The sequence below is a fragment of the [Micrococcus luteus] ATCC 49442 genome (genome assembly GCF_010367585.1).
Classification (GTDB): Bacteria; Actinomycetota; Actinomycetes; order Actinomycetales; family Micrococcaceae; genus Arthrobacter; species Arthrobacter luteus_A.
This window is the reverse complement of record NZ_JAAAXP010000001.1, coordinates 2,077,845-2,102,144: the sequence shown is the minus strand read 5'-3', so window position 1 is coordinate 2,102,144 and position 24,300 is coordinate 2,077,845. Positions and strand designations below refer to the sequence as shown.

At 63.3% G+C, this 24,300-nt stretch carries 21 protein-coding genes and 1 pseudogene; 12 read left to right on the top strand and 10 right to left on the bottom strand.

Annotated elements, in window-relative coordinates; translation table 11 throughout:
* Positions 1-365 precede the first annotated feature (365 nt).
* From GUV69_RS23220 to GUV69_RS09405, 3 genes are all read right to left on the bottom strand, one after another.
* Positions 366-533, bottom strand: a complete 168-nt coding sequence (locus GUV69_RS23220) for a hypothetical protein (protein ID WP_244292673.1) — start codon at positions 531-533, stop codon at positions 366-368.
* A 180-nt stretch (positions 534-713) separates the two neighbouring features.
* Positions 714-1,763, bottom strand: a complete 1,050-nt coding sequence (locus GUV69_RS09410; RefSeq protein WP_164201748.1) for a hypothetical protein — start codon at positions 1,761-1,763, stop codon at positions 714-716.
* 314 nt (positions 1,764-2,077) lie between these two features.
* Entirely contained in the window at positions 2,078-2,968 is an 891-nt protein-coding gene (locus GUV69_RS09405) for a DUF4352 domain-containing protein (protein ID WP_244292672.1), read from the bottom strand.
* A 473-nt stretch (positions 2,969-3,441) separates the two neighbouring features.
* Between GUV69_RS09405 and GUV69_RS09400 the strand changes: the two genes are divergently transcribed.
* The 3 genes from GUV69_RS09400 to GUV69_RS09390 all read left to right on the top strand — a co-directional run bounded on the left by GUV69_RS09400 (position 3,442) and on the right by GUV69_RS09390 (position 5,291).
* A complete protein-coding gene (locus tag GUV69_RS09400; RefSeq protein ID WP_164201746.1) occupies positions 3,442-4,146 on the top strand; it encodes a hypothetical protein in 705 nt (234 codons plus the stop codon).
* A 304-nt stretch (positions 4,147-4,450) separates the two neighbouring features.
* Positions 4,451-4,891: a nucleoside deaminase gene (locus tag GUV69_RS09395; protein ID WP_164206385.1), complete on the top strand. Its 441-nt coding sequence runs from the start codon at positions 4,451-4,453 to the stop codon at positions 4,889-4,891.
* 22 nt (positions 4,892-4,913) lie between these two features.
* Positions 4,914-5,291, top strand: coding sequence for a VOC family protein (locus GUV69_RS09390; protein ID WP_164201744.1), 378 nt, complete (start codon positions 4,914-4,916; stop codon positions 5,289-5,291).
* A 13-nt stretch (positions 5,292-5,304) separates the two neighbouring features.
* Here GUV69_RS09390 and GUV69_RS09385 read toward each other — a convergent pair whose 3' ends face one another.
* Positions 5,305-6,606 (bottom strand): GAF domain-containing protein, encoded by a 1,302-nt coding sequence (locus GUV69_RS09385; protein ID WP_164206383.1) that lies wholly within the window; start codon positions 6,604-6,606, stop codon positions 5,305-5,307.
* A 182-nt stretch (positions 6,607-6,788) separates the two neighbouring features.
* Here GUV69_RS09385 and GUV69_RS23630 point away from each other — a divergent pair.
* Positions 6,789-7,940, top strand: a pseudogene (locus GUV69_RS23630) (NAD(P)-binding domain-containing protein); the annotation flags it as partial.
* 939 nt (positions 7,941-8,879) lie between these two features.
* Positions 8,880-9,338 (top strand): hypothetical protein, encoded by a 459-nt coding sequence (locus GUV69_RS23000; protein WP_208786620.1) that lies wholly within the window; start codon positions 8,880-8,882, stop codon positions 9,336-9,338.
* A gap of 12 nt (positions 9,339-9,350) precedes the next feature.
* Here GUV69_RS23000 and GUV69_RS09370 read toward each other — a convergent pair whose 3' ends face one another.
* Entirely contained in the window at positions 9,351-10,475 is a 1,125-nt protein-coding gene (locus tag GUV69_RS09370; RefSeq protein WP_164201740.1) for a DUF6544 family protein, read from the bottom strand.
* A gap of 83 nt (positions 10,476-10,558) precedes the next feature.
* Positions 10,559-12,076: an alpha/beta fold hydrolase gene (locus tag GUV69_RS09365; protein ID WP_164201738.1), complete on the bottom strand. Its 1,518-nt coding sequence runs from the start codon at positions 12,074-12,076 to the stop codon at positions 10,559-10,561.
* Between the two features lie 550 nt (positions 12,077-12,626).
* Between GUV69_RS09365 and GUV69_RS09360 the strand changes: the two genes are divergently transcribed.
* Complete coding sequence (locus GUV69_RS09360) at positions 12,627-13,085, top strand: hypothetical protein (RefSeq protein WP_164201736.1); 459 nt, start codon at positions 12,627-12,629, stop codon at positions 13,083-13,085.
* Positions 13,086-13,478: 393 nt separating this feature from the next.
* On the opposite strand, the gene GUV69_RS09355 is transcribed toward GUV69_RS09360, so the two are convergent.
* Positions 13,479-14,207 carry a hemerythrin domain-containing protein gene (locus GUV69_RS09355; protein ID WP_164201734.1) on the bottom strand — a complete coding sequence of 243 codons (729 nt, stop codon included), beginning with the start codon at positions 14,205-14,207 and terminating at the stop codon, positions 13,479-13,481.
* 267 nt (positions 14,208-14,474) lie between these two features.
* On the opposite strand from GUV69_RS09355, the gene GUV69_RS09350 reads away from it, so the two are divergent.
* On the top strand, positions 14,475-15,044 hold the full coding sequence (locus GUV69_RS09350) for a TetR/AcrR family transcriptional regulator (RefSeq protein WP_164201733.1): 570 nt from the start codon (positions 14,475-14,477) through the stop codon (positions 15,042-15,044).
* Here the strand turns inward: GUV69_RS09350 and GUV69_RS09345 are convergent.
* Positions 15,041-16,603 carry a glycoside hydrolase family 32 protein gene (locus tag GUV69_RS09345; RefSeq protein WP_164201731.1) on the bottom strand — a complete coding sequence of 521 codons (1,563 nt, stop codon included), beginning with the start codon at positions 16,601-16,603 and terminating at the stop codon, positions 15,041-15,043. The genes GUV69_RS09350 and GUV69_RS09345 overlap by 4 nt on opposite strands.
* A 342-nt stretch (positions 16,604-16,945) precedes the next feature.
* On the opposite strand from GUV69_RS09345, the gene GUV69_RS09340 reads away from it, so the two are divergent.
* The 5 genes from GUV69_RS09340 to GUV69_RS09320 are packed head-to-tail and all read left to right on the top strand — an operon-like array spanning position 16,946 to position 22,711.
* On the top strand, positions 16,946-18,382 hold the full coding sequence (locus tag GUV69_RS09340; protein ID WP_164201729.1) for a glycoside hydrolase family protein: 1,437 nt from the start codon (positions 16,946-16,948) through the stop codon (positions 18,380-18,382).
* A gap of 40 nt (positions 18,383-18,422) precedes the next feature.
* Positions 18,423-19,760, top strand: a complete 1,338-nt coding sequence (locus GUV69_RS09335; RefSeq protein WP_164201727.1) for an ABC transporter substrate-binding protein — start codon at positions 18,423-18,425, stop codon at positions 19,758-19,760.
* Positions 19,761-19,803: 43 nt separating this feature from the next.
* A complete protein-coding gene (locus GUV69_RS09330; protein ID WP_164201725.1) occupies positions 19,804-20,685 on the top strand; it encodes a carbohydrate ABC transporter permease in 882 nt (293 codons plus the stop codon).
* Positions 20,682-21,593 carry a carbohydrate ABC transporter permease gene (locus tag GUV69_RS09325; protein ID WP_164201723.1) on the top strand — a complete coding sequence of 304 codons (912 nt, stop codon included), beginning with the start codon at positions 20,682-20,684 and terminating at the stop codon, positions 21,591-21,593. Before GUV69_RS09330 ends, GUV69_RS09325 begins: the two co-directional genes overlap by 4 nt.
* Before the next feature lie 38 nt (positions 21,594-21,631).
* Entirely contained in the window at positions 21,632-22,711 is a 1,080-nt protein-coding gene (locus GUV69_RS09320; RefSeq protein ID WP_164201721.1) for a LacI family DNA-binding transcriptional regulator, read from the top strand.
* A gap of 68 nt (positions 22,712-22,779) precedes the next feature.
* Here GUV69_RS09320 and GUV69_RS09315 read toward each other — a convergent pair whose 3' ends face one another.
* The gene (locus GUV69_RS09315) at positions 22,780-23,244 is read right to left on the bottom strand and encodes an MBL fold metallo-hydrolase (protein WP_244292670.1); all 465 of its coding nucleotides are present in this window, start codon (positions 23,242-23,244) and stop codon (positions 22,780-22,782) included.
* A 215-nt stretch (positions 23,245-23,459) separates the two neighbouring features.
* On the bottom strand, positions 23,460-24,185 hold the full coding sequence (locus GUV69_RS09310; protein ID WP_164201719.1) for a hemerythrin domain-containing protein: 726 nt from the start codon (positions 24,183-24,185) through the stop codon (positions 23,460-23,462).
* Positions 24,186-24,300: the final 115 nt, after the last annotated feature.

Below are 24,300 nucleotides of genomic sequence, written 5' to 3'. Positions count from 1 at the left end.
CGACACCGCCACTTCGCGCTGCGTCAAAGGATCCAGGCGACACCAGCAGCTCCTTCGACAGCTCCGACCTCGCTCCGGCCTGTGATTGAGCACCTCCACTGCGTGGCTGCGAGACGTTTGAGCGAGTTGCTTCCGCTCCGCCAGGCCCTGACCGCGCAGTCCGACAAGGCAAGAACCCTAGAGACGGGACTGCCCCCCGGTTTTGTTGACTCCTTCGGGGCCGGCCCGTCCCTACAGTCCCGGACCGTCCTGGAGACCCTCGGCAGTGTACTTTTGGGTGCGCCTGATCGTGTCCGTCATGCCGCGTACGGACTGCGGGTTGTCTTGCCAGCGGCTCCCGTCCCGTGTGCAGGCATGGAACGAGGTCACCCCTGACTCTTGGAGCGCTTGACGCAGTTCGGCCCACGCCACTCCAGGTCTGCCAGCTGCGCGGGCGTCAGCGGCTCGCGTTCGGTGGCCACCACGACGGCGGAGGACTCTCCTGCAACTGGTGTTCGGTGCCGGGTAAAGAAGCTTCGCAGTCCCACAGTCATCTCTCCTTCTGACAAAGAATGTCCCGCCTGGGATTGGGGGAACCCAGGCGGGACAATTCCACCGTACCCCTCCACCCCCAACGCTCTCTCACTAGATGGGCGTTTTTCCCGGACGCTCTCTCACTTTGGCCGTCCACGTGCCAATGGCGTCTCGGACCAGCCGGCCCGGTCACCTGAAAGCTATTTCAGGGTTGCGGACCAGTTCCCATCAGCGGTGACCGTGTAGAAACCGGGGGACCAGACAACTGTCCCGGTATAGGCACCGATCTCATTAATTAGCAGGCTCGTCCGGGTGCCGTAACTTTTCACGGCAATGTTTGAAGACCCGTCATGGGTGAACGTGGCGGGCTTTGCAGAGCCCGTGTAGGCAAACACATCGTCCCCGCGCCCGGTCATTGGGGCTGACCCGTCGAAAGACCTCACGCTCGTCAGTGGGACCAGCTTGACCGTCCAGGACCCGCCGGCTGTTATCTTCAAGGCCGTCGTCTCATCGCGGTCGCGGGCATCAAAGAGGACAGTGCCGCTGTAGTTGCCGATCTCATTCACCAGCAGGTCGGTGGTGTCCATAGTGGAGTCCAGCGTGTGGACGGCGAAGTTGCTTCCTCCGGTGTGTTGGATGATGGCTACCTGCGCCCCAGCCCCGTGCTTGGCGATGCTGACAACATCATCCCCGGCACCTGAATACTCCTTTGGAGCTGCAGCCGCAGCGGCCACAGCGTCGGCCGCCGCCTTTGCAGCTGCTGCTTCGGCCGCCTTCCGGGCTGCGATGTCGGTTTCTGCCTTGGCCCGTGCAGCCTCGACAGCCTTGTCGTCTTCGTAGTCCTTGGCCTGGGCCGGGCAGGCGTCAAGAATCTTGGACTCCGCGGCCTCGACGTCGGCTGGCTGCACCGTGTTCGGCCCGGGCGCAACCGCCTTCAGCGGCGCGACCAGCGCTTCGATGAGCGGCTTCATCTCCTCGTTCGCGGTCCCGGACACAAACTCGAGGTCACCGGCGGCGATGACAGCCGAGGTGACGTTCGTGACGGTGACCTCGGCTGGCAGTCCGGTCAGAGCTTGAATGGCTTTCATCAGCCGGCCCTCGTCACCCTTGATGAACAGCTGTTCGCAGCTCTGGTTGACGGTGAATAGAGAAGGTGTGGTTACGGCGACCACCGAGGTCCCTTCGGGGCCTCCGCACGCGGTCAGGGCCAGCACGGCAGCCAAAGAGCCGGCAGCAAACAATTTCTTCAATTGGTCCCCCGTTGATGGTTCAAGTAATTCGAATAGTACGACGACCGATGTCCTCGAAGCCTGGATGCGGCGTCACATTCCGGGCGTTAAGCCCGAGTCTTAGAACTGTGGGCATGTAAGTAGGCATTGCCGGAGTCGTAGCCCAGCTTGGGAGTACCCTGACTTCTGTTGCCAGCAGGAGTGGCGGCGCAGCCCAGGCTGGTGCCCCGTTGGCAGTCACTGAGGTGGCCTCAATGGCGGATATAGAATTGCTTCGTGGCATGGCAAAGCCCCCGGCACTTCGCTGCCGGAGGCTCTGCACTTGTCCCGGAGTGTTACTTGAGTGCGACGAATACCTTGTCACCAAACATGCCCGGCCTGACGGCGAGAACGCCTTGACCAGCGGTGGCCGACGGAACTTCAAAGGCCTTATTGCCTGTTGCCGAGCCCCCGTTAAAGAGCGCGTTCGAGCTGATGGGATCCGGTTCTACGACGGACTTGTCGTAGCTGTTCACAGTCCGGCCGTCCGCCGTCACGTATTCAACTGACACGAATGAAGGCGTCTGCCCGTTAGCGTCATCGCCGATGTAGGTGACAGAGTAGTTCACGAGGATATATTCCGAACCCGCGGCGGGCGGATCGTTGAATTGGTTGGCAGCGACAACAGCGTCGGTGGCGGCGAGGGTGACCGAGTTGACCACAACGCGCCAGTCCTTGGACTCAATGACAGAGCCGATCGGATGTGGGGTCTCGCGGGTCCCGGTTTTGGCAGCGGGTGCTTCCGCTGCCCCGCCGTTAGTGGAACCCGCATCCCCGGACGGTGCTACGACTTTCGTGTCGCCGCTTCCGAATGCGTCGTCGGCCGCCGACCCGACGACGGCGAAGAATACGACGAAGCCGACAATGGTTCCAACGATTGACAGGATCAAGGCAGTGATGCTCATGCCCTTGGGTTTGTCTTTAAGGAACAGAGAAACGAGAGCCAGGACGAATGCGATCGGCAGCAGAATCCAGCCAACGATCAGGGCTCCGGGCATGCAGGCGAAGATGAACCCGAGCACTGCTGTGATGAGGGCGATGAGCCCCAGTATGTTCAACGGCTTCTTAGCCTTCGCCGGCTGAGGCGGGAGGGTCTGCGTTGACGCCTCGTGATCAGCCTGTGCGGGAGATGGGTAGTTGGGCGAAGTCTGCTGTGAGCCCGCCCCAGGGAACTCTGGTGTTGTCATGGCTCAAATATGACAGAGGCAAAAGGTTTTTCGGGTCTTGCGACAATACGTAATTCCAAATATGACAAGACTGATTGGTACTCATTGTGTTATTTACAATGGGATGTATTATTGAATCTTTAACTAAAAAATCTCTGGTCTGGGTTGACCGCGGCATAGGTTCGCGCGGCCGGGCCTGCGACCGCAACTTAATCATCGAAGCAGATTGTTCAGCGCGGACATGACCTGCTGCAGCCTGCGCTCCCGCCGCAGCTCCAGGCTGTCGCAATTATCGTGCAGGTGCCGGGGATTGTGCTGGTACGGGCTGATGCCCAGGGCTATGAAGCGGCGCCAGGAATCCGCCCGGTAGGTGGGGATCTCCGGACGCGGGACGCCCGATGATCAGTGCCCAGTTTGGGGTGCGAGTTGGAGGCACTCTCGCGCCGCTCTAAGCTCTCAAAGGGTATTAGATGTCCGTGCCGAGGGGGAGCAATATGACGACAGTAACGCGTGTGAAGTATGAGACGAGGTCCGTGAAGACGGTTCGCGGCTTGGAAGCTAGGACTAGAGCCAAGTTTGAGAACGAGGGCTGGGAGTTCGTCTCTCAGGATCAAGGGACACTGCGGTCGGGACTGACCTTCCGACGCCAGAAACCAGAGACTCCGTGGAAACTGATTGGGATCGGCGGTGGCCTGTTCGCGCTCTTAGTCATCGGGCTGCTCATCATCAGTCCGCTCCAGGGCGGTGATAGTTCAAGCGACACTGCCCAGACGCTCCCGTCGCAGACTCCGTCCCGGCCCGTCGAAACTGAAGCCCAGATCGCACCGACTGAAGCAGGCACGCCATCAGTCCAGCCCGCCCCTGCCGCCCGTGTGGTCACGGCTATCACCGTCGATGAGTTGCTGGACAAGCTCAACGCCGGCCGGAGTGGTGGAACTAAGATGGGGGATCAGTTTCGGCTGACCGGTGAACTGTTCATGTCCGAGCTGTGGACGACCGGGGCAACCGGGGAGTTCACCGTCATGCTGAAGGCCCAGGGGGGAGCCCAAGACCTGCCCGTGTTCGTTGACAAGTCAGAAGCTGCCAGATGGCGGGACGGTACAAAGGTCGAGATGATTGTGGAGATGGGTGAGGCATCTATCAACGGTGAGACCACAGACGGTTGGCTGAGGACGCTGTCCGTCGAGACGGTCCCGTAGCTGAGCAACCGTCCGTGCGACGACCATGACCCCCAAAGCAACTGCCGTGTTCGGCGCGCAAAGCCGGTCAATATCAGAACCTTGCCCAAACCACCCGCCACTAAGATAGGTCCCGGGCGGCCAGAACGGCTGCGGCAATTGTCAAGCCCTTTTGCCTTCCCCCGCACGGACGGAAAGCGGCGGTGAGAGGCAAGTGCCGCCGTCGTCCTTCTTTCCTTCGGCGGGGGATCGACAAGATCCTGAATGCAGTCCGTGCGGGAATGACGCCATGACCCACGAACAGCAGGCATCCGCTGCGCCGTAACTGGACCGTACCCCCCACCCGGGATTCGAAGCCGCCTATCAGGCCGCCCGGAAGAGCCTGGCTGAGGGTGGCATCCCCATCGGTGCGGCGCTCGCCCGGTACGGCGTGGTCATTGCCAGTGGGCACAACGAGCGGGTCCAAAACGCTGATCCGATTGCCCACGGAGAAATGTCGGCACTTCGCGCCGCCGGCCGGCAGAAGAGTTACCGGGACACCACGCTCTACACCACCCTCGCCCCGTGTGCCCCGTACGCCGGAACCATCGTCCAGTTCAAAATTCCCCCGGTGGTGGTGGGTGAAACACGAACCTTCGACGGCGAGCTGGAGCTCCTGCGGACACGCGGGGTTGAGGTCGTGGTCCTGGATGATCAGCGCTCCGTCGACATGATGCGCGCCTTCCGGTCCGACAACCCGGACCTCTGGGCAGACATCGCCGAGTAGGCCTGGTCATACACTGGGGTTCATGGTCTCCCGTATCAGCGAACTGGTCCTCAACTGCTCCGATCCGGAACTCCTCGCAGGGTTCTGGAGCGGGGTCCTCGGCTATGTCGAGCTTGGCAGGGAGGACGGTGCCATCGAGATCGGCCCGCCGGACGCCGGGTTCGGCGGCCTGCAGCCGACCATCATCCTCAGCCCGAGCAGCAACCCGCAAACCGGACGCCTCCCGCTGCACATCGACGTCAACCCGGTGGACCGGGACCAGGACGCGGAGCTGGAACGATTGCTTGCCCTGGGGGCCCGCCCGGCCGACGTCGGGCAGACAGGCAGCGAGCAGTGGCACGTTCTGGCTGACCCTGAAGGCAACGAGTTCTGCCTCCTCAACAAGCGGCTTGACCCCTGACCGGACGCCGGGGTTAACCCAGCAAGTCCCTTGCTGTGTCGCCCATGCCCGCCCGGAACGACAGATACCGCGCATCCCCACGTCCCACCAGCCGTCTCAGGGCCTCGACGGCCTCAAAATCAGCGCAGCCCATGTCCGTGGACAGCCAGCGGATGAGCAGCTCGGCGTCACCGCTGGCACGCACTGCCGAACCGACGGCCAGCTCCAGTTGGTCCCGGAGCAGCTGCACGGCCAGCGCACCTGAGCGGCTGAGCAGGGGAGCCCGGTACGCCTCCAACGCTTCGGCCACCCGTCCCTCGTGCAGCAGCCGGAGGACCCGCCCCGAATCCGAGCAACCAGCAAGGCCGGCCACAAACCTGTAGGGGTTCGATTCCACAGCGTCGCCGAGCAGGGACCGCACCCGGAACATTTCGGTGCGGATGGCCTGCGGAGTGCCCGCGTCCCCATACAGTTCATAGGCCAGTTCCTCGGCGGACCATCCCTGGGCGCGCGAATCTAGCAGAGCCAGGATTTCCGCCCGGCGCAACGTCAGCGGGACCCGGCTTCCGTCAGCAAACACCGCGGCAGGCCTATCCCCGAGCAGCTCCAGCGACTCGACGGCACCAGCCGGACGGCGGACCGTTTGCCGGGACGCACGAACGGGAGAAGAGGAACTCAAGGACGTCCCGCCGTCGTGCATTCCCAGCAGCGACTCCGCCACCCGGACCGCGCACCGCACCATCCGCAGCGTGTCCGCGCTGATGGTGTCCAGCGGTCCCGAGACGTCGAGCACGCCCAGCAGCCGGCCCGTGGCCGGGTCCGTGATGGGCGCCGCCGTGCAGGCCCACTCGTGGTGGGTGCGGACCAGGTGCTCGGCGGAGAACAGCTGCACCGGCCCGCCGGTGACCAGCGCCTCGCTGATGGCGTTGGTGCCGATCCCGGCCTCGGACCAGTCGGCCCCTTCGGAGAACTCCAGCCGGTCCGCCCGCCGCAGCACCTCCGGGCTGCCCACGCGCCACAGGATCTCGCCGTTGGCATCGGTGAGCACCAGCAGGTGCCGACCGGAACTTGAATCGTCGGCCAGCAGGTCGTGAAGAGCCGGCATGACCTGCTGCAGCCGGTGCTCCCGGCGGAGTTCCAGGACGTCGGAGACGTCGTGCAGGTGCCGGGGGCTGAGCTGGTCCGGGCTGATGCCCAGGGCCATGGAGCGGCGCCACGAATCCGCCAGACCGATGGGGATCTCCGGGCGCGGGACACCGGAGATGACCAGTTCGTGGGCGCGGCGCAGGGCACGCGAGTACTTCGCCGGGTCCGAAAACCTTAGGCCGTAGTCCAAAACAGTGTCCTCCTCACCGGCGGCGTCCTTGCCGGCAGTGCCCGTGTAACGCGGTTGAAACCCCCACTGCGCTGCAATAGTGATGCAGCTCACGCCCGCACCAGCTTAGCGCAGGGGATTCCGGCGGGACGGGGCCGCCGGGACCACTAGACGTACGGACCATCAGACACAAGGGAGTGGACATGACCGAAACACCCACCACAGCCGCGCAGGCCTGGCTGACGGAACTGGATACCGCCCTGCAGCAGCGCGACGTGGACGCCGCAGTCGAGCTATTCGAGGACGACAGCTACTGGCGCGACTTCGTGGCGTTCACCTGGAACCTGAAAACGCTCGAAGGCAAGGCGGACATCCGGCTCATGCTCGAGGCCACCCTGGACCACGTGCAGCCTTCTGGTTGGGTGCTTTCCGAGGACGCCACCGGCGACGCCGGCACCACGGAAGCCTGGATCACATTCGAAACCGCCGCCGCCCGCGGCTACGGCCACCTCCGGCTGCGGAACGGCAAATGCTGGACGCTGCTCACCACCATGCAGGAGCTGAAGGGCTTCGAGGAGAAGAAGGGGACCCGCCGCGAGAAGAGCGTCGCGCACGAAATCATCAAGGGCCGGCGGTCCTGGCTGGAACAGAAGGAGGAGCGCGAGGCGCGGCTCGGCGATGAGGAGCAGCCCTACACGGTGATCATCGGCGGCGGGCAGGGGGGCATCGGCCTCGCGGCCCGGCTGCGGCGCCTGGGCGTCCCCACCCTCGTAATCGAGAAGAATGAGAAGCCGGGTGACTCCTGGCGGAACCGCTACAAGTCCCTGCACCTGCACGACCCCGTCTGGTACGACCACATGCCCTACCTGAAGTTCCCGGACGACTGGCCCGTCTTCGCCGCCAAGGACAAGATCGGCGACTGGCTGGAGCACTACACCCGGATCATGGAGCTGAACTACTGGGGCGGGACCGAGTGCGTGGGCGCCGAGTACGACGACGGCACCCAGGAATGGGTGGTCCGTGTAGTCCGCGATGGGTCACCGGTGACCCTGCGGCCCAAGCAGCTGGTGTTCGCCCTGGGCGTCTCCGGCTACCCGAACATTCCCGCGTTCGACGGCGCGGGCTCCTTCCTGGGGGAGCAGCGGCATTCCTCGCAGCACCCGGGCGGTGGAGACTGGACAGGGAAGAAGGCCGTGGTGATCGGCTCCAACAACTCCGCGCACGATATCTGCGCGGACCTCTGGGAGCACGGCGCCCACGTCACCATGGTGCAGCGGTCCTCCACGCACATCGCCCGGAGCGAGTCGCTGATGGACCTGGCGCTGGGGGACCTGTACTCCGAGAAGGCTCTGGCTGCCGGGGTCACGACCGAGAAGGCCGACCTGCTGTTCGCCTCGCTGCCCATGCGGATCCTGCCCGAGATGCAGGTGCCGGTGTACCGGGCGATGGCTGAACGGGATGCCGAGTTCTACTCCCAGCTGGAGGCCGCCGGGTTCGACCTAGACTTCGGCGTGGACGGGTCCGGGCTGGTCGTGAAGTACCTGCGGCGCGGCTCCGGCTACTACATCGACGTCGGCGCCTCCCAGCTGATCATCGACGGCCGGGTGCAGCTCCGCTCGGGCGAGGTCTCCAAGATCACCGGCAACGCCGTGGTCCTTGCTGATGGCACCGAGCTGGAGGCCGACCTCATTGTGTACGCCACCGGCTACGGCTCCATGAACGGCTGGCTGGCGGACCTGGTCTCTCCCGAGGTGGCGGACCGCGTGGGCAAGTGCTGGGGCTACGGCTCGGACACCCCGAAGGACCCGGGCCCCTGGGAAGGGGAGCTGCGCAACATGTGGAAGCCCACCAACGTGCGCAACCTCTGGATCCACGGCGGCAACCTGCACCAGAGCCGGCACTACTCCTCTTACCTGGCCCTGCAACTCAAGGCCCGCATGGAAGGGCTGGAAACGCCGGTGTACGAACTGCAGCCGACGCACCACACCCGGTGACCCCGGTGGTTGAGCTTGTCGAAACCTGGTTTCGACAAGCTCAACCACCACGAGGGACAGCGGCAACCACCGGGAGAGACAGCGCAAGCCAGCAGCCCGCCGTCGTCCTCCTTCCAAACGCTCTATCAGTTAATGTGGGTTTTTCCCGGACGCTCTCGCACTTTTCCGGAATTCCTCATCCTTCCGGCAAACGCCGCCGGCCCTATTGGTCTGTCGACTGGGGGACTACAGTCAGCCCATGAGGCGCTGAGGTTCCGGTGCTCTGGATTTCTGGCGCGCGACCATCGAAAGGTCTGCTTTGTGAGTCTCCCAATTTCCAGCAAAACGTTTTCGGGCGGACTCATCGCCCTCCTGATCTTCAACGCGCTGTCAGCCTTCGTTGGCGGGGTAATGGCGATCTTCTTTGACGGCGCGGGGGTCCCCCGGGAACATCTGGAGGGGACATGGTTCCCGTCCTTCATCGGTCCGGGGCTCATCCTGGGCATCGTCGTCGGGGGTACGCAGGCAGCCGCTGCCTTTGCGTTGCTCACACAGCGTCGCTGGGCGTTGCTGGCGGCCGCGGTTGCCGGCTTCGCGATGCTTATCTGGATTTTCACCGAGGCGGCCATCATTGGATACTTCTGGCTGCAGAGTGTCTACTTCGGGCTGGGCACGCTGGAACTGATCCTTGTTCTTGCTTTGCTTGGAATCGCCCCCGCGATCACCTCTCCCGAAGGGAAAGGTGCCGGGAACGGGCTTCCCGCTGGGACAGCGGCATGATCAGACTCGCGCTCATGTGTGAGCCGCGGCATGGGGCGCTGCCACGTTGTACTCGATGGAATCGAGGACGAAACGGAGGTAGGAATAGTCGCCGCCCGGTGCATGCCAGATCCCTTCGCCGAGTCCCATGAGCCGGTGCGCGCCGAAGCTGCGGTAAGCGGTCAACGGAGTTGACCACGGCATCTTGGTAAACGACTTTCCGTCAGCCGATGCTGCACCGCGCCCGTCGGCAACAAAGTTGGTCAGTTCCCCGTGCCCGTTGAACGAAAGGATGGCGCGGATGGTGCGGCCGGCATTGGTGTAGGACGCTTCGACCGTTTCCTGGTCGATCTCGTGCCATTGAATGCAGCGATCGATGAGCGCGCCCGGCGCCAACACGCACATATCGTTGAAGAGCGTCACCGTCTCCGCCTCGTCCATTTCCGGCCCTTCCGTTTCCACTACGGTGGCGACCGATGCGACTTTGACCCGCATCGTCGCGGATGGTCCGATAAACCGGTGAAATGCCTGGAAGGGGACCCCGGACCGTGACGCGTCCATGAGGAACAGCCGTGAGGGCAGGTCGTAGGAGTTGTGCTGTCGGCCGGTGAAGGACATCCAGGGCGCGTCGGGTCCGCTGCGGATGTGTCCGTGATATCGGGCAGAGAAATTCTGGACCCTCGGTAAACCCACAGCGCCACTGAGGCGAATGTAGCCTTGCACCACCGCAGGAAGCTGCTCAAGATCGGTCTCTGTCAGCAGCGGCCCTGGGACGGATCGAGTCAGGTCCTGTGATACGTCGCGGTCGTACTCGGCCCGAAAGCTCCAGGGCCCCCGGGCCAGAAACCCGAGGGCCAAACCGATGAGCAGGATAATGTTCGGGATCGTCCCGTACCGGGCATCAGCCCACGAAGTACTAATCGCGAGCTGCGACAGGATGGCAGCAACACTTCCAATGCCCCACCACCATTTGGGCAGGGCAACGAGGGCAACCGCGGTCGCTATGAGCAGTACTGCCGCGCTAAGCCACAGAATTCCGGCCGGCTGAGTGATCGGCTGGGCCAGCTGAGGCACGTCAGCGAGCCCGAGCCCCTTTGCGGCCCCCAACAGGTGAAGAAGTCCGTGGATACCGAGGAAAACCGCAAACAGAAGTTTCATATGAACCACTTCGTATCAAGCCTCAGAACAATGAGCACACGAAAGGTTGGGCACCTCACGGGCCTCTGGCCTGCTTGACCTCGTCACGGGACCCTCGTTGCAGTGAAGACGTCGGCCATGAGCTCCGCGAAGCGGCCGGGTTCGTCGTACGGCGGCGTGTGGCCCGAGTTGTCGAACTCGATGTAGCTCTTGCTGGGGGCGGCGAGCAAGTCGTACCAGGCCCGTGCCAGCGTCTCGCGTCCGGCGGATTCGTGCCGGCCCTCGACGATGTACACAGGGATACTGAGCGTGGGGACGTCGGAGCGGAAGTCGGTGCCGCTCAGCTGCGGGTACAGGACATTGAATGTCTCCGCGATCGCAGCCATGCCCCGCAGTTGCTCCAGGAGGGTGTATTCGCTGACGAAAAGACTCGAGGGGTACTCCGAGGAAGGGTTGTAGTCGGGGCCATGTTGGAAGTTCATCAGCTTCGGGTTGGACGCGATGGCCACCGGATAGTCGAGAGTGTTTTTGTAGGGCGGCGCACCGAGGTTCTCCAGCGCCGTAACCGTGCTCTGGTCGCCGCGGGCCTCGGCGTCTTTCAGGCTCTCTGCATACATCAGCTGATCAGTCTCGAAAGGATCCACCATCTGGCCGGTTCCTACGTAGGCGTGGAACAGTTCGGGGGAGCGTTGGACCGCCAGGGTTCCCAGGATGGTCCCCCAGGAGCTGCCGACAAGGTAGATTTTCTGCTCATCGAACCGGGTGCGGAGGTACTCGGTGACTTCGAGGGTGTCCTCGACCATCTGCTCGACGGTGAGAGTTGAGGTCGGCTCCAACGAGTCATAGGACTTGCCCGTGCCTCTCTGGTCCCACGTAGCGACGACGAAGTCCTGCTCCAGATCCTGTCCTGAGTTGCGGATCCGGCCGATGCCTGTTCCTCCGGGACCGCCCTCGAGGAACAGCAGGACAGGCGATTCGGCCGAGACACCGCGGAGCAGGATTCCCTGGTCATGGCCGCCGACCGGAACGTCGACGATCTCGGCAATGCTCCCCGGCACGTGTCCGCCGTCGGTTCCGATGATGGCCGCAGTGGACGCCGGGCGTACCAGGCCCGCTGAGAGAACGATTACGCCGGCCGTCGCGATGGCCAGCACGCCGAGACGGACCCGGTGCCGTGCGGCGTGGCCGGATCCGGCAGTTCGGACATGCCGCCGGGCCGCAAAGACACCCCAGCCGCAGCCCACAATCAACGGCAGGAGCATGAGCAAGGCGTCGACTCCACGACCGCCGATCAATGCGATGACGCCGTAGAGACCACTCAGCTCGATGCCGTCTACCGTCGGCCCGTCGACCCGCATACGTGCCAATTCGAAGACGGCCATAAATGTGACCGGTGCGATCAGCATTATCCACGCAGAGCGCGCCAACCAGCCCGCACCGAGTCCCACCGCCACGGCCGCCGCCAGAGCAAGGAGGGCTTCGGGAACCGTCACCGGCCCCCGCGGAAGCAGCCACCCCGCCGCGAGTCCCGCGATCATGACCACCAGCACGCCGGCTGCCAGGCGACGAAATGAGTTCTTTAGAAGGTGAGAGGTGCTGCGGTGCTCTCGGGGTAATTGCATGTCAACTCGCGTCCTGGACGGCGGCGAGGCGACGACCCCTCCTCTCCCAGTGTGCGCCCGCTAATCAGCGAAAGAGCGCACAAGTCATGGAAATCCTGACCATGCTGCTATCTGCCTCATTTTTTTATTCACGCTACCCGGGCCAGAACGCCAGACCGCATCGGTGCTGGTCGCCCCACGGGAGCCCTCGCAGTCGAACTCCTTTTCTCGGTTCCACCGCCTGCGCCTCAACGCTGACCCGGCCTCCACAAGTTAGGAGCCAATGCCTGCCCGGCACATCTTCACCCGTCGTTACTTCGGCGTGGTGGTCGGGGTCTCTGCAGTGCCTGTTGTGGTGCTCGAAGACCACATATGTGGGGCACCATGTGACCGGTTATCCCAGGCGGGTAGCTGCTCTCCATAACATATTTGTCGTTGACAGCCGAAATGAGCACCCCTAATATCGCTTGCATTCACGGTGACGGCAAGCTACATCAATAAAAGGCGCAATTTGCCGTACCTGAAAGCGCGGTTTCTAAGTCAAAACGCTCTGCGAAGATCAGGAGGAACAATGCGCAAGCGAATTGTTCGCCGACACTCAGCAATCATTGCTGCTACAACGCTGTTGGCCTTAGGAGTGACGGCACCTCCTGCGCTGGCGGCCGCCCCCGAGCACAGGGTTACGGGATTCGGAGAAAATGAGCAGGGAGGAGCATACTCGCTGACGGCAAGGGGATCATCGACAGAGGCCTCCGGAAGGTTGACCGTGAGAGGCCCCAACTCAGAATACGTCGGGGATGTGGACTGCTTGTCAGTCACCGGCGACACTGCTGTCGTTACGGGAACAACAATTAAGGGCCACGCCTATCAGTACTTCCAGTTCATCGTGATTGATGGTGGAACGAGAACCGAACCTGACAGGGTACTTCTGTGGATTGCCGCCGACGACAGGTTCGACTGTGCAGCCCCCGAGTACCCCGGCCCATTCATGGATACAATCACCAAGGGTGATTTCAAAGTCTGGCCATAGTCGGGTCGGGTCCACACCGAGAAATGTCGAGGGTTCCGCGCCGGCCATCCCGCCCCCTTAGAGGCCGATTGGCCTTCGGCAGGAGAGCTGACGCCAGTTCACGCACAAGCAGGTTTCGCTCTACGCTGGGCTCTCGCGAAGGTAGTCCGGGAGGTCCGCCATTTCGTCGCTCGTGATACCTGGGTCGATGAGCAGGGTCCAATAACTCCGCGCACGATACCTACTCACGGCGATTAGGACTTCCGGTGCTTGGGGACTGTCGGGGTTGGGCGCAGCCGAAACCGGCGCACCCAACCCGGGCAGCCCGCCGTCGTCCGCCCCTCCACGCCCAACGCTCTCTCACTAATCCCGGCCTTTCGACGAACCCTCTCGCACTTTCCCCGCCCCTGGAGCCTAGAGCGTTTCGGGAATCGGGCGTCCAGGGAAAAGCGTCGCGTATTGCTTGCGGTACATCCTGCGCCCGATGAGGCGGTAGGCGAGACGAGCGGGAGCGGGAATCTCCCCAAAGAATATTTCCCTTCGGTCTTCGGGCGGGTTCGTGGCCAGAATCATGCCGAGGTAGGTGACGAGGAACTTCTTGTCGTGCTGCCTGACCCCGTGCTGAATCATCGCTTTCAGTTCCGTCTCCGTCATGACTCGGTCCACGACGGGCATCACCTCGGTGACCTCGCGGCGCAGATGCTCCTCGAGGACAGACTGCACATCCTCGTAGCCCTTTGCGAGGACGTCCCGGTCCGCTGCGTCTGCAGTCTGCATCCAGCGTTTATGGACGGGCTCGATACTCTGGACGCGTTCCCGAATTTGCCTGTGGTGGTCAAGCATCTGCTCTACGTGTGACGCAGTTGCCGGTGCCCGCTCGGCCACTTGTGGGTACATGTGCAGGTCCTGGCCTTCCTGGTGGATCAGGAGCACCTTGTCGAAGTTCCCGAGCACTTCCCCCACGTAGGCGGCGCGGGAAGCGTCTCCCTGCGCTGCCGAACGCACCAGGTTGGGCGCCTCCCCGTAGGCCCAGAGCAGGAAGCGGTGGACCCGCCGAATGCCAGTGGAGCCTGACGACAGGACCGGTCCCGGTGGCACCGGAGCTGCGGTTTCACCGGGATTCATTGTGAAGAAGTCGGTCATTGGGGTGACCTCCAAGTCAGAATCAGGCGGGACCTCGCCCCGCTCCCTCGGGAGCATTTCGGGATAGTCCCCTTGTTGTTTGTGCGGCGTGTTGACGCCGGTATGCGCCGCGGGACCTTAGGCGGACGGGCAGGTTATGACCCCGCAGGACTTGCCTGGCCCTCCACGAGAATGGAGCGCGGTGGGCGGCAGATTGACGGCTTTGCTTGCCATGGAAACAGGGTACTACTTACGTAGTAGAACGGCACTACTTTTGTAGTATGAAGTATGTCCACTCGCACACGGATTCTGGATGCGGCCGTCGAGCTGCTCGGCACGCAGGGCCTGAAGGCGCTTAGCCACCTCAGGGTTGATGTGGCGGCCGGGGTTCCCAAGGGTTCCACGTCGAACTATTTCCGCACCCGAGCGGCGCTCCTGACCGGGGTGGTCGAGTGGCTAGGAGAACTGGACCTGGCTGATCTGGTGAGTCCGCCCAGCCAGCCGGCTGATGTTGGCGCCTTCGTCGCGCTGCTGGCCCACGCCGTCGAAACTGCCACCACGGCAACCCGGACCCGGACCATTGCCCGGTATGTCCTCTTCCTCGAAGGCACGCACAATGAAGACGTCCGCCGCCCCCTGCTCGCCGGACGCGTCTACTTCCGGTCCTTAGTCGAAACCACCATGGAGCGCCTCGGAGCGCAGGATCCCGGGACTGCGGCGACTGCCATCACCGCAGTAGGCGAAGGCATGATCATCCACCGGGTGACTGTAGACCCGCATGCAGACGTGCTCGCACCCATTAGTGCCGTGGTGAGGGCGTTTGTGCCGACTGCCCCTCCTGCCTCCCACAGCAATTAGATGGGGCTGCCGAACTCGCGGATCCTCATCCCGGTGAAGTCCGCCGGGCCGCCGTCGGCGTACAACGAGATGCCGGTGTCGCCGTCGGCGAAATGCACTTGCTGCGAAAGGACCGTGTGCCCGGCGTTCACGAACACTTCGACGCTTTGTGTATCGACGAAGATGCGCAGGTGTACCGATCGCGCGTTGGCGTCGATAGGCGCGGCAGTACGCGAGTAAGGGGAGAGCGAGTAGCCGCCCTGGTCCGAGGGTGCACGGTCGACGTACAGTTCGGCGCCGTACTTGCCAACATTCGTGTGGCGCGATCCGTCTGAGGAGCGGCCCACCGATACCCCAACGTTTGCAGCCGCGTCCCATGAGATGTCGAGCTCGAGCTCGTAAGCGCGCCCGCTCCACGGCAGTACGGAGCTGCCGTTGACGGTGCGGTCAGGGAGCATGGTGGTCGCGGTGGCGTAGCCTGAAAGCGCCTCAACGGGGGAGCTGAGCAGGCTGTACCAGCCGCTCGGTTGGTGTTCTAGCCGCAGTTCCCGCACGATCGAGTTCTGCCCGTTGTACCCGTCGGATGCATCGGTGGGTACGTCGCGGGCCGCGTACTTCCAGTTGTTCATCCAGGCGATCGCAAGGCGTTTTGTCTCTGGTGCCTCCGCCGATGGCCAGGTCACAGCGGCGTACCAGTCCCAGCCCCAGTCGAGCCACTGCGGTGTGAGGTTGTCCGCGATGAACGCCGTGCCGTTCCAGGTGCCTGTCCAATAGGCATAGGTCATCGGCAGGCCGATACTGTAGGCATCCATGCTCGCGCCGAGCACCCAATGCCGTGTGCCGTCGTCGGCCGTCATCGTGAACAGATCCGGGCACTCGATCCCGCCGAGCGCAGGGTTTGGGTAGTCGAAATTGGATTTCCACTGCCAATCCCGCAGGTTCGGGGAGGTGTACAAGGCTGCGTAACGTGCCCGTCCGATCACGCACACCCATTCGCTGCGTACTTGGTCCCAGTGGATCTTGGGGTCGCGGAACCACTCCGCGTTTTCGATCTCGGCTGGTGTTGCGGCCGTGCGGCCGTCGGTGTTGACGATCACCGGGTCGGGGAGGGCGGTGAAGGTGTAGCCGCCGTCGGTGGACCAGTAGAGGTACTGATCCTGATACTTGCGGATCCCGTCGGTGGGCTGCGTGGCGAGTGCGATCACCGCCCCGGCGCCGAACCCAGCCGTGTTGGCTGTGTCCACGACGGCCGATCCCGACCACACCGGGAAATCGGGCTGCAATGGCATCACCACGCCGTGGTGGGTAAAGGACACGCCATCGGTGGTGGTCGCATGATCCCACCCGCCCGGGCCGTTATTCTGCCCGGAGTGCAGGTAGTAGAGCTGGTAGGCGCCATTGGTATAGACGGGCCGCTGCGGGTCGCAGAGCCAGCCCGAGGGCGGAGTCATGTGATAGACCGCCCGCAGGGATGACTGCGCATGCGCTGCAACGGGTATGGCGGCGCTGCCGGCGAAAAGGGTAAGAGCCCCAAGGCCTGTGCCTTGCAGGACAGCGCGTCGTGAGATGCGGTGCGTCATAGATTGGTTTTCCTCTCAGGGTTTGGCGGGCGCACAGGCCAGCCGTGAGTCATCGGCGGTGATGGAGGCGCGCTGGCAAGTGGGAACACTTGCGGGATCCCAGGGGCCGCGCTCTCAGGCGAGAGAACAGGTGATCGTAGCCAGGCCGTGCCGCTCGGCTTCGAGGGGCGCGGTAACTGATCGGCTATGCAGGACGCTAGTGGGACTTGCCGGGATTGGTCAAGCGTTTAATCACCCGTTGCCGACGCAAAAATAAACTTTGCTAAATCGCTTGATCAACTGTGTGATCCACGCTACTTTTATCGTGATCAAACGCTTTAGCAGAAATGGACATCAGCGCCGATGAAACGCTCAATCTTTTTCCAGCCCGCCGACGGCTGGGTTGGGGACCTCATCCCCTTCGAGAAGGACGGGGAGTTCTGGCTCTTCTACCTCCACGAGGTCCGCTCAGACCCGAAGCCGGGAACCTCATGGAATCTCGTCACCACGAAGGACCTCACGCAGTTCGAGGACCAGGGAGTTTCGCTCCACCACGGAAGCGAGTCCGATCTGGACTTCAACGCTTACACGGGCAGCATCGTGGTCGATGACTCCGGCATTCACCACCTGTTCTACACAGGACAGAACCCTCGCAACCTTGGTCCGGACGGCGCACCCCTGCAACTCGTCATGCACGCCACAAGCACCGATGGCATGCAGACCTGGGTGAAACACCCGGAGCTCACTTTCGGCGCCCCGGACGGCTATGAGTCCGGCGACTGGCGGGATCCGTTCGTTTTCCGGGACGGCACCGCCGGCCAGTGGCGGATGCTGCTGGCGGCCCGGCACTCCGCCGGACCCGAACGCCGTCGCGGCGTCATAGCCCAGTGCGTCTCCAGCGACCTGATGACGTGGGAGCACACCGAGCCGTTCTGGGATCCGCGCCGCTACATCACCCATGAGTGCCCGGACGTCTTCGCCTGGGGCGACTGGTGGTACATGGTCTACTCGGAGTTCTCCGAATCGTTCACCACCCGCTACCGCATGGCAAAGAGCCCCGACGGTCCCTGGAGCGTCCCGGACCTGGACAGCATCGACGGCCGCGCGTTCTACGCGTCCAAGACCGCTGAGCGGGACGGGCGGCGCTTCTTCTTTGGCTGGATCGCCACCAAGGAAGGAAAGCGCGACGGCGGCCCGTGGCAGTGGGCGGGCACCATGTCCGTCCTGGAGGCCCGGCAAAATCCCGACGGCACGCTGGGATTCGGCTTCGCGGATGAACTCGTCGACAGCTTCTGGGACGACGTCCCTGTATCCCTGACAAGTGACCTGCCCGCGCGGCTGGATGTACCGGACGGGTTTACCGCCATCGTCTCTGACGAGGAACTGCCCAGCCAGTTCTACGCCTCGGCAGTACTCAACATCGAAGCCAACACCACCGAATGCGGGGTATTGCTGCGCTCAAGCCGGGACGGGGACCAGTCCTACGTTCTGCGCCTGGAACCGAAACGCGGCCGCATGGTGTTTGACCGGTGGCCGCGGAAAGTCACCGGTGACGCGCAATGGCATGTCTCCGGGGACATTCCGTTCGAGATCGAACTGGAACGCCCCTGCGACCTGGCTCCCGGAGAGCACACCTTGGAACTCGTCGTTGACGGGGACCTGTGCGTGGCCGTCCTGGATCGGCAGGTCGCCCTCAGTACCAGAATCTACGACTTGCCGGCGGGGCGCATCGGCGTCTTCGCCGGGGAGGGATCCGCAATTCTTACCGAACTTCAGATACGCACGCGCACAGACAACTAAACATCCTCAACACTTTCGGCCCGAATCAAAGGAGATTTTCATGAAGAAGCTATTCCGCACAGCAGCCGTGGCGGCGGCCGCGGCCATCGCCCTCGCAGGATGCGGCGGCGGAGGCGGCGCCAGCGACCCGTCCAACGTCAGTCCCACCGGGGAGGTCAAGCCCCGGGAAATCTCGTGGCTGCTGTCCCGGCCGGCCGACGGCGCCGTCATCAATATCATGAAGAAAATCGCGGACGACTACGCCAAGGACCACCCGGGCTTCTCGCTCAACCTCATCACCACCCCGGACAGGCCCTCCTACATCCAGAAGCTTGAGACCCTGGCTGCCGCGAACAAGCTTCCCGAGCTCTTCGATACCGATGCCACACCGTTCGCCCAGCAGCTGGCCAAACAGGGCAAGATGGTCGACGCCGAAAAGCTGCTCAAGTCGCTGGATGTCTACGACGATTACCGGCCCAGCGCACTGGATTACCAGCGCTTCGACGACGGATCCCTGCACATGATTCCGTTCCAGTTCGAGCTAGAGTTCATCTGGTACAACAAGGCCCTCCTGCAAAAGGCAGGTGTGTCCGTTCCGAAATCCCTCGACGACATTCCCGCCATGTGCACCGCCTTGCGCGAAGCCGGCATCACGCCTATCGCCATCGACGGCCAGGACCAGTGGCCGCTGGAGCGGTATGTCGCCTACCAGCCGTTCCGTGAAGCCGGACCGGACTACATCCAGAAGCTCAAGAAGGGCGAAGCGAAGTTCACTGACCCCGCAGGCCAGAAGACCGTGGAGTGGCTGGCATCGCTCGGCAAGGCCAAGTGCTTCCAGGACGGATTCTCCTCACAGGGCTACTCCGACGCGCAGAACCAGTTCACGTCCGGGCAGGCAGCGATGTACAACATCGGCACTTGGGAGCTGCCAAGCCTGGCAACTGACAAGCTGAATCCTGCTGTGCGGGAGGACATCGACTTCTTCACGCTGCCCACCACTGACGGATCCGTCACGGCGGCAAACGAGTTCGTCTCGCCGTCGGGCATTGGAATGGCGGTCAACGCCAAGACCTACGACCCGCTCGTCAGCGACTTCCTGAAGTTCGCCCTCACGAAATACCCCTCCGAATACGCGGCCACCGGTGCACTTTCACCGACGACAAACGTAGAAACGGCCGTACCGGCCAACGCCACACCGCTGTACAAGAAGGCCCTGGAGATGGCCAACAACCTCGGGGGCAAACAGGCCATGCCGTGGGACACCCAGCTCGACCCGACAACCAACGGCCGGCTGCAGCAGGAGCTCGTGCTCCTCGTCCAGGGCAACATCACGCCCGAACAGTTCACCAGCACGATGGACAACGCCATCGCGCAGAACGCCCCGAAGTTCTTCAAGTAATCACAGCGGTGGGGGCTGCGGCCCCCACCCGAAAGGCCTAGCCATGCTCCCCAACAGGTCACGACTTTCTGTCCTGGTGTTCCTGCTCCCGCCCTTGCTCCTTTACTGCGTCGCCGTATTGTTCCCCATCCTGCAGTCGCTGTTCCTCAGCTTCTTCTCCTGGAACGGCATCAGTGACATGGAGTTCGTGGGGCTCGCCAACTACGTGCGAATGCTCACCGCAGACGACATCTTCTGGCGCTCCTTCTTCAATGCCCTCGGCTATCTCGCCATCTGCCTGGTCCTGCAGCTCGGCGGCGCACTGCTCGTGGCCAGCCTCCTGACCTCCATGCGCCGCGGCCGCGACCTGATCAAAACTCTCTACCTCCTGCCCGCAGTGATTTCCACCGTGGCCATTGCGTTCCTGTTCGTGCGCATCTACTCGATCGAACCGGTGGGGCTCCTCAACCAGCTCCTGCACTGGATCGGACTCGGCGCCCTGGAACGTCCCTGGCTCTCGGACATCAACACCGTCCTTGCCGCGGTGTCGGCCCCGGAGGGCTGGCGGTTCACCGGCCTTTACATGCTCATCCTGTATGCGGCGTTGCTGTCCGTACCGCAGGAACTTGAGGAAGCCGCCCGCCTCGACGGCGCGTCGCGGTGGCAGCTGTTCACCAAGATCCGGTTCCCCCACATCCTGCCCGTCTGGATCACCACCACGATCATGGCGACCACCTACGGCCTTCGCGGATTCGACATCCCGTTCCTCATGACGAACGGCGGCCCCGGACAGTCTTCGGAGCTGCTGACCACGTACATGTACAAGACGGCATTCACAAGCACCGACTTCGGATACGCCAGTACCATCGCCGTCTTCATAGTCGTCGAGTGCTTGGTCGCCGTCGGACTCATCCTCTTCATGCTCAAGCGAAAGGCGGACGCATGACCGCGCCAGCAGCCCCCATCACCAGGCCCATCACAGCCTCAGCCCCACAAGCCAGCCAGCCGCCGTCGCGCAGGCGACGCAAGCCCAGCCTCCACGGCACCCTGTCAAAAGTGATCATCGCCCTTATCATCATTGTGCAGGTCTACCCTCTGGCCTGGCTGTTCATCACCAGCCTGCGCACCGAACACGACTTCGCCACCGGAGACCCCTTCGCACTGCCGAAGGCGATCACTTTCGAAAACTACGTCCGCGCCTTCGAGACCGGCAACCTCGGTATGAACATCCTCAGCAGTTTCATCGTCACGGTGGGCGCGAACCTCCTGATTGTGGTCCTGGGAATGATGGCCGCCTACGCGCTCCAGGTCCTGGGCTTCCGGTTCAGCAAGTTCGTCCGCGGCCTGTTCCTGATCGGCATCATCGTGCCCGTCCAGATCGCGCTCGTACCGCTCTTCATCGACTACGCCGCGATCAATTTGCTCGACACCTACCCATCAATGATCATCCCTTTGGCCGGCTTCGCCCTTCCGATGTCGATCTACCTCTTTTGCTCCTTCTTTGAGTACATCCCGCGGGAAACGTACGAGGCCGCTTCACTTGACGGAGCAGGCCCCTACCGAATCTTCGGCCTCATCACCCTGCCTCTGTCATTGAACACCGTGGTGACAGTTGTGCTGGTGAACAGCATCTTCATCTGGAACGACTTCATCTTCGCCAACACCTTCGTGCTCTCGGAGGGGCTGAAGACGATCCCGCTGGGCCTGCAGAATTACATCGGGGCCATGGGCAAGACCGACTGGACGGCCACGTTCGCCGCCGTGTGCGTCACCATCACGCCCCTGCTGCTGGTGTTCCTCGTACTGAACAAAGCAATGATCCAAGGCCTGGAGAGCGGGGCGACGAAGGGATGACGGCCACGGCAGATGGATATACTCCTGATGGAGGACAGATGATTTCGCAGGAGAAAAATTCAGGCAACGCGGCCACCCCCGACGTCTCTGTCAGAATAGGCCGCGCCCATCCGGTGACCCTCCGCGATGTTGCTGAGGCAGCCGGGGTGTCCACCGCCACTGTCTCGCTGGTCATCAACAAGAAGAAGAACGCCCGCATTGCAGATGAGACGCGTCAACGCGTCAACGACGCGATCCGGAAACTCGGTTACCGCCCCAACGCGATGGCCAAGACCCTGGTCAGCGGCACTTCGCGGTTCATCGGACTGGTCGCAGACGGCGTGGCCACCACCCCTTTTGCCGGCCAGATCATCCACGGTGCCCAGGACGAAGCCTGGAAGAACGGCTACGCCCTGCTCATCGCCAACACCGAAGGCAACCGCGACCTGGAAAAAGACGCCATCGCCATGATGCTCGAATACAAGGTACGCGGCATCCTCTACTCGACGTGGTTCCACCGGCCCACAGACATCCCGGAAACCCTGCGCGAGGCGGACTTCGTCCTGGTCAACTGTTTCTCCCCAGAGCCGGGGGCGGCCCGAGCTGTGGTACCCGACGAAGCACAGGGAGGACAGTCCGCCACGGAAATCCTGCTCCGAGGCGGCCACGTACGGATCGCATTCATCAACACCACCACCCCCGCCCCGGCCAGGGACGGACGGCTCCAAGGCTACAAGGAAGCACTGGAAGCTGCCGGAATTCCCTTCGACCCCCACCTGGTCCTGGAAGCCTACCCGGACCAGGAAGGCGGATACGGCGCAACCGAAGAACTGCTCAAACGCAACGTCACCGCCGTGTACTGCTACAACGACCGCATGGCCATGGGCCTTTACGACGGCCTGCGGGAAAACGGGCTGTCCATCCCGGACGACATTGCCGTAGTCGGTTTCGATAACCAGGAAGTCATCGCCGCCCACCTTCGGCCTCCGCTGTCCACAGTGTCACTGCCCCACTACGAACTCGGGGCGGCAGGAGTGCGCATGCTGCTGGGTTTGGACGACGCCCCCATCGACTCCGCAGTGAAGATCATGTGCCCCACCGTTGAACGCGCCTCCGTGGCTGCGCACTCGCCCGCGTAGCATGTAGCCCGCCGTCGTCCCCTACCAAACGCTCTCTCATTTAATGCGGCTTTTCGGCGAACGCTCTCTCACTTGCGCTGGCGTCTTTCGGCGAGCCGCTGCAGCTGCCATTGATGCACTTCGGGCAGCCAGTCAAGCGGGGCCGAAGGGCCGACGCGCACGTCGTCGGGAACACCGCCGTCGTACAGTGCTTCCACGTATGCGCGGTCCTGCCGGATTCGCGCCCGCAACTGCCCAGCCCCGCCCACCGAGCCGTGGCCGGGGATGACGGCAACGACGTCATCGGCCAGGCTTTCGAACAGCCGCAAATCGGCGAGGTAGTCTCCGAGCGGATCCGCGGCCTGCAGGTCGAGGAACGGTATCAGGATGTCAGACAACATGTCGCCGGCGACCAGGACGCCGCACTCCTCGATCAGCAGCGCCGCATGGCCCGGGGCGTGGGCCTGGTGCTCGATGATGCGGACTGTGGGGCCAGCCCAGGGGATCTGCGTGGCTCCGGCGGGCAGACCGGTGATGAGACCGAGCAGATCCATCGGGATATCCTCGGCATACTCCGGCGGCAGCCCTTCGGCGATGCTGTCCTTCCAGTCCGCATTCGGCAGCACATCCCTGATTGAGGCTGCGCAGCGGGCCGTGCCGTAACGGGGCGGGTCGCCGAGGTCCGGGCGCCAGATTCAGCATGAAGTGCCTTCCGTTGGTAGGCTCCCGGGACTGCCCCGGACTGCCCCGGACGGGACCGCCGCGCCGCCTACAGTGTCGCGGGAACTGCGCGTCCCGGGAACAGCGTTGAGTACTGTTTCCGGTACATCCGGCGCCCCACCAGGCGGTAGGCAAGGCGGACAGGCAGCGGAATCTCCTTGAACAGTTCCTTCTGGTCTGCGGGTGGATTCGTGGCCAGGACCATGCCGAGGTAGCCCACCAGGAACTTCCTGTCGACCTGGTTGATCCCGTGCTGCCCGACGCCGTTCATCTCCTTCTCGGTCATCACCCTGTCCACGGTCGGCATCACTTCGGTGACCTCCCGGCGCAGGTGCACATTCAGGACGGCCGACAAGTCTTCGTACCGCTCAGCCAGTTCCTTGCCGGTCTGCGCGTCCGCCGTTGCCATCCACTTCAGGCGGAGCGGCTCGATGACCTTGAGCCGATCGGTGACCTGCCTGTGCTGCGCGAGCATCTGCTCAATGTGCAGCGCGCACGCCGGTGCCCGTTCCCCCAGCGGCGGGTACATCAGCAGGTCTTCGCCCTCGTGGTGGATATGGAGCACCATGTCGAAATTCCCCAGCACCTCGCCGACGTAGGCTGCACGGGCGGTGTCGCCAGGCGCGGCGGAACGGACAAGGCCGGGCGCCTCGCTGTATGCCCAGAGTAAAAAGCGGTGAATGCGCCGCATGCCCGCGGTCCCGGTGCACAGGACGGGCCCCGGCGGCAACGGGGCCGCGGTCTCGCCGGGCTGCATGGTGAAGAAGTCGGTCATTGCTGGGCCCCTAACACTCGTCATGGCTGACCAGGACCTCTCCCCGGCAGCATCGTAACGCCCGCCCCTCACGGCCCACAATGGGATTCTGATTCCGACGGCGGGCGTCCGGCCT

Excerpts from the sequence above, each read along its gene's own strand:
- GUV69_RS23220 (WP_244292673.1), bottom strand. The coding sequence starts at position 533 with ATGACTGTGGGACTGCGAAGCTTCTTTACCCGGCACCGAACACCAGTT.
- GUV69_RS09405 (WP_244292672.1), bottom strand. The coding sequence starts at position 2,968 with ATGACAACACCAGAGTTCCCTGGGGCGGGCTCACAGCAGACTTCGCCC.
- GUV69_RS09400 (WP_164201746.1), top strand. The coding sequence starts at position 3,442 with ATGACGACAGTAACGCGTGTGAAGTATGAGACGAGGTCCGTGAAGACG.
- GUV69_RS09390 (WP_164201744.1), top strand. The coding sequence starts at position 4,914 with ATGGTCTCCCGTATCAGCGAACTGGTCCTCAACTGCTCCGATCCGGAA.
- GUV69_RS09370 (WP_164201740.1), bottom strand. The coding sequence starts at position 10,475 with ATGAAACTTCTGTTTGCGGTTTTCCTCGGTATCCACGGACTTCTTCAC.
- GUV69_RS09365 (WP_164201738.1), bottom strand. The coding sequence starts at position 12,076 with ATGCAATTACCCCGAGAGCACCGCAGCACCTCTCACCTTCTAAAGAAC.
- GUV69_RS09360 (WP_164201736.1), top strand. The coding sequence starts at position 12,627 with ATGCGCAAGCGAATTGTTCGCCGACACTCAGCAATCATTGCTGCTACA.
- GUV69_RS09355 (WP_164201734.1), bottom strand. The coding sequence starts at position 14,207 with ATGACCGACTTCTTCACAATGAATCCCGGTGAAACCGCAGCTCCGGTG.
- GUV69_RS09350 (WP_164201733.1), top strand. The coding sequence starts at position 14,475 with ATGTCCACTCGCACACGGATTCTGGATGCGGCCGTCGAGCTGCTCGGC.
- GUV69_RS09345 (WP_164201731.1), bottom strand. The coding sequence starts at position 16,603 with ATGACGCACCGCATCTCACGACGCGCTGTCCTGCAAGGCACAGGCCTT.
- GUV69_RS09340 (WP_164201729.1), top strand. The coding sequence starts at position 16,946 with ATGAAACGCTCAATCTTTTTCCAGCCCGCCGACGGCTGGGTTGGGGAC.
- GUV69_RS09335 (WP_164201727.1), top strand. The coding sequence starts at position 18,423 with ATGAAGAAGCTATTCCGCACAGCAGCCGTGGCGGCGGCCGCGGCCATC.
- GUV69_RS09330 (WP_164201725.1), top strand. The coding sequence starts at position 19,804 with ATGCTCCCCAACAGGTCACGACTTTCTGTCCTGGTGTTCCTGCTCCCG.
- GUV69_RS09325 (WP_164201723.1), top strand. The coding sequence starts at position 20,682 with ATGACCGCGCCAGCAGCCCCCATCACCAGGCCCATCACAGCCTCAGCC.
- GUV69_RS09320 (WP_164201721.1), top strand. The coding sequence starts at position 21,632 with ATGATTTCGCAGGAGAAAAATTCAGGCAACGCGGCCACCCCCGACGTC.
- GUV69_RS09315 (WP_244292670.1), bottom strand. The coding sequence starts at position 23,244 with ATGGATCTGCTCGGTCTCATCACCGGTCTGCCCGCCGGAGCCACGCAG.
- GUV69_RS09310 (WP_164201719.1), bottom strand. The coding sequence starts at position 24,185 with ATGACCGACTTCTTCACCATGCAGCCCGGCGAGACCGCGGCCCCGTTG.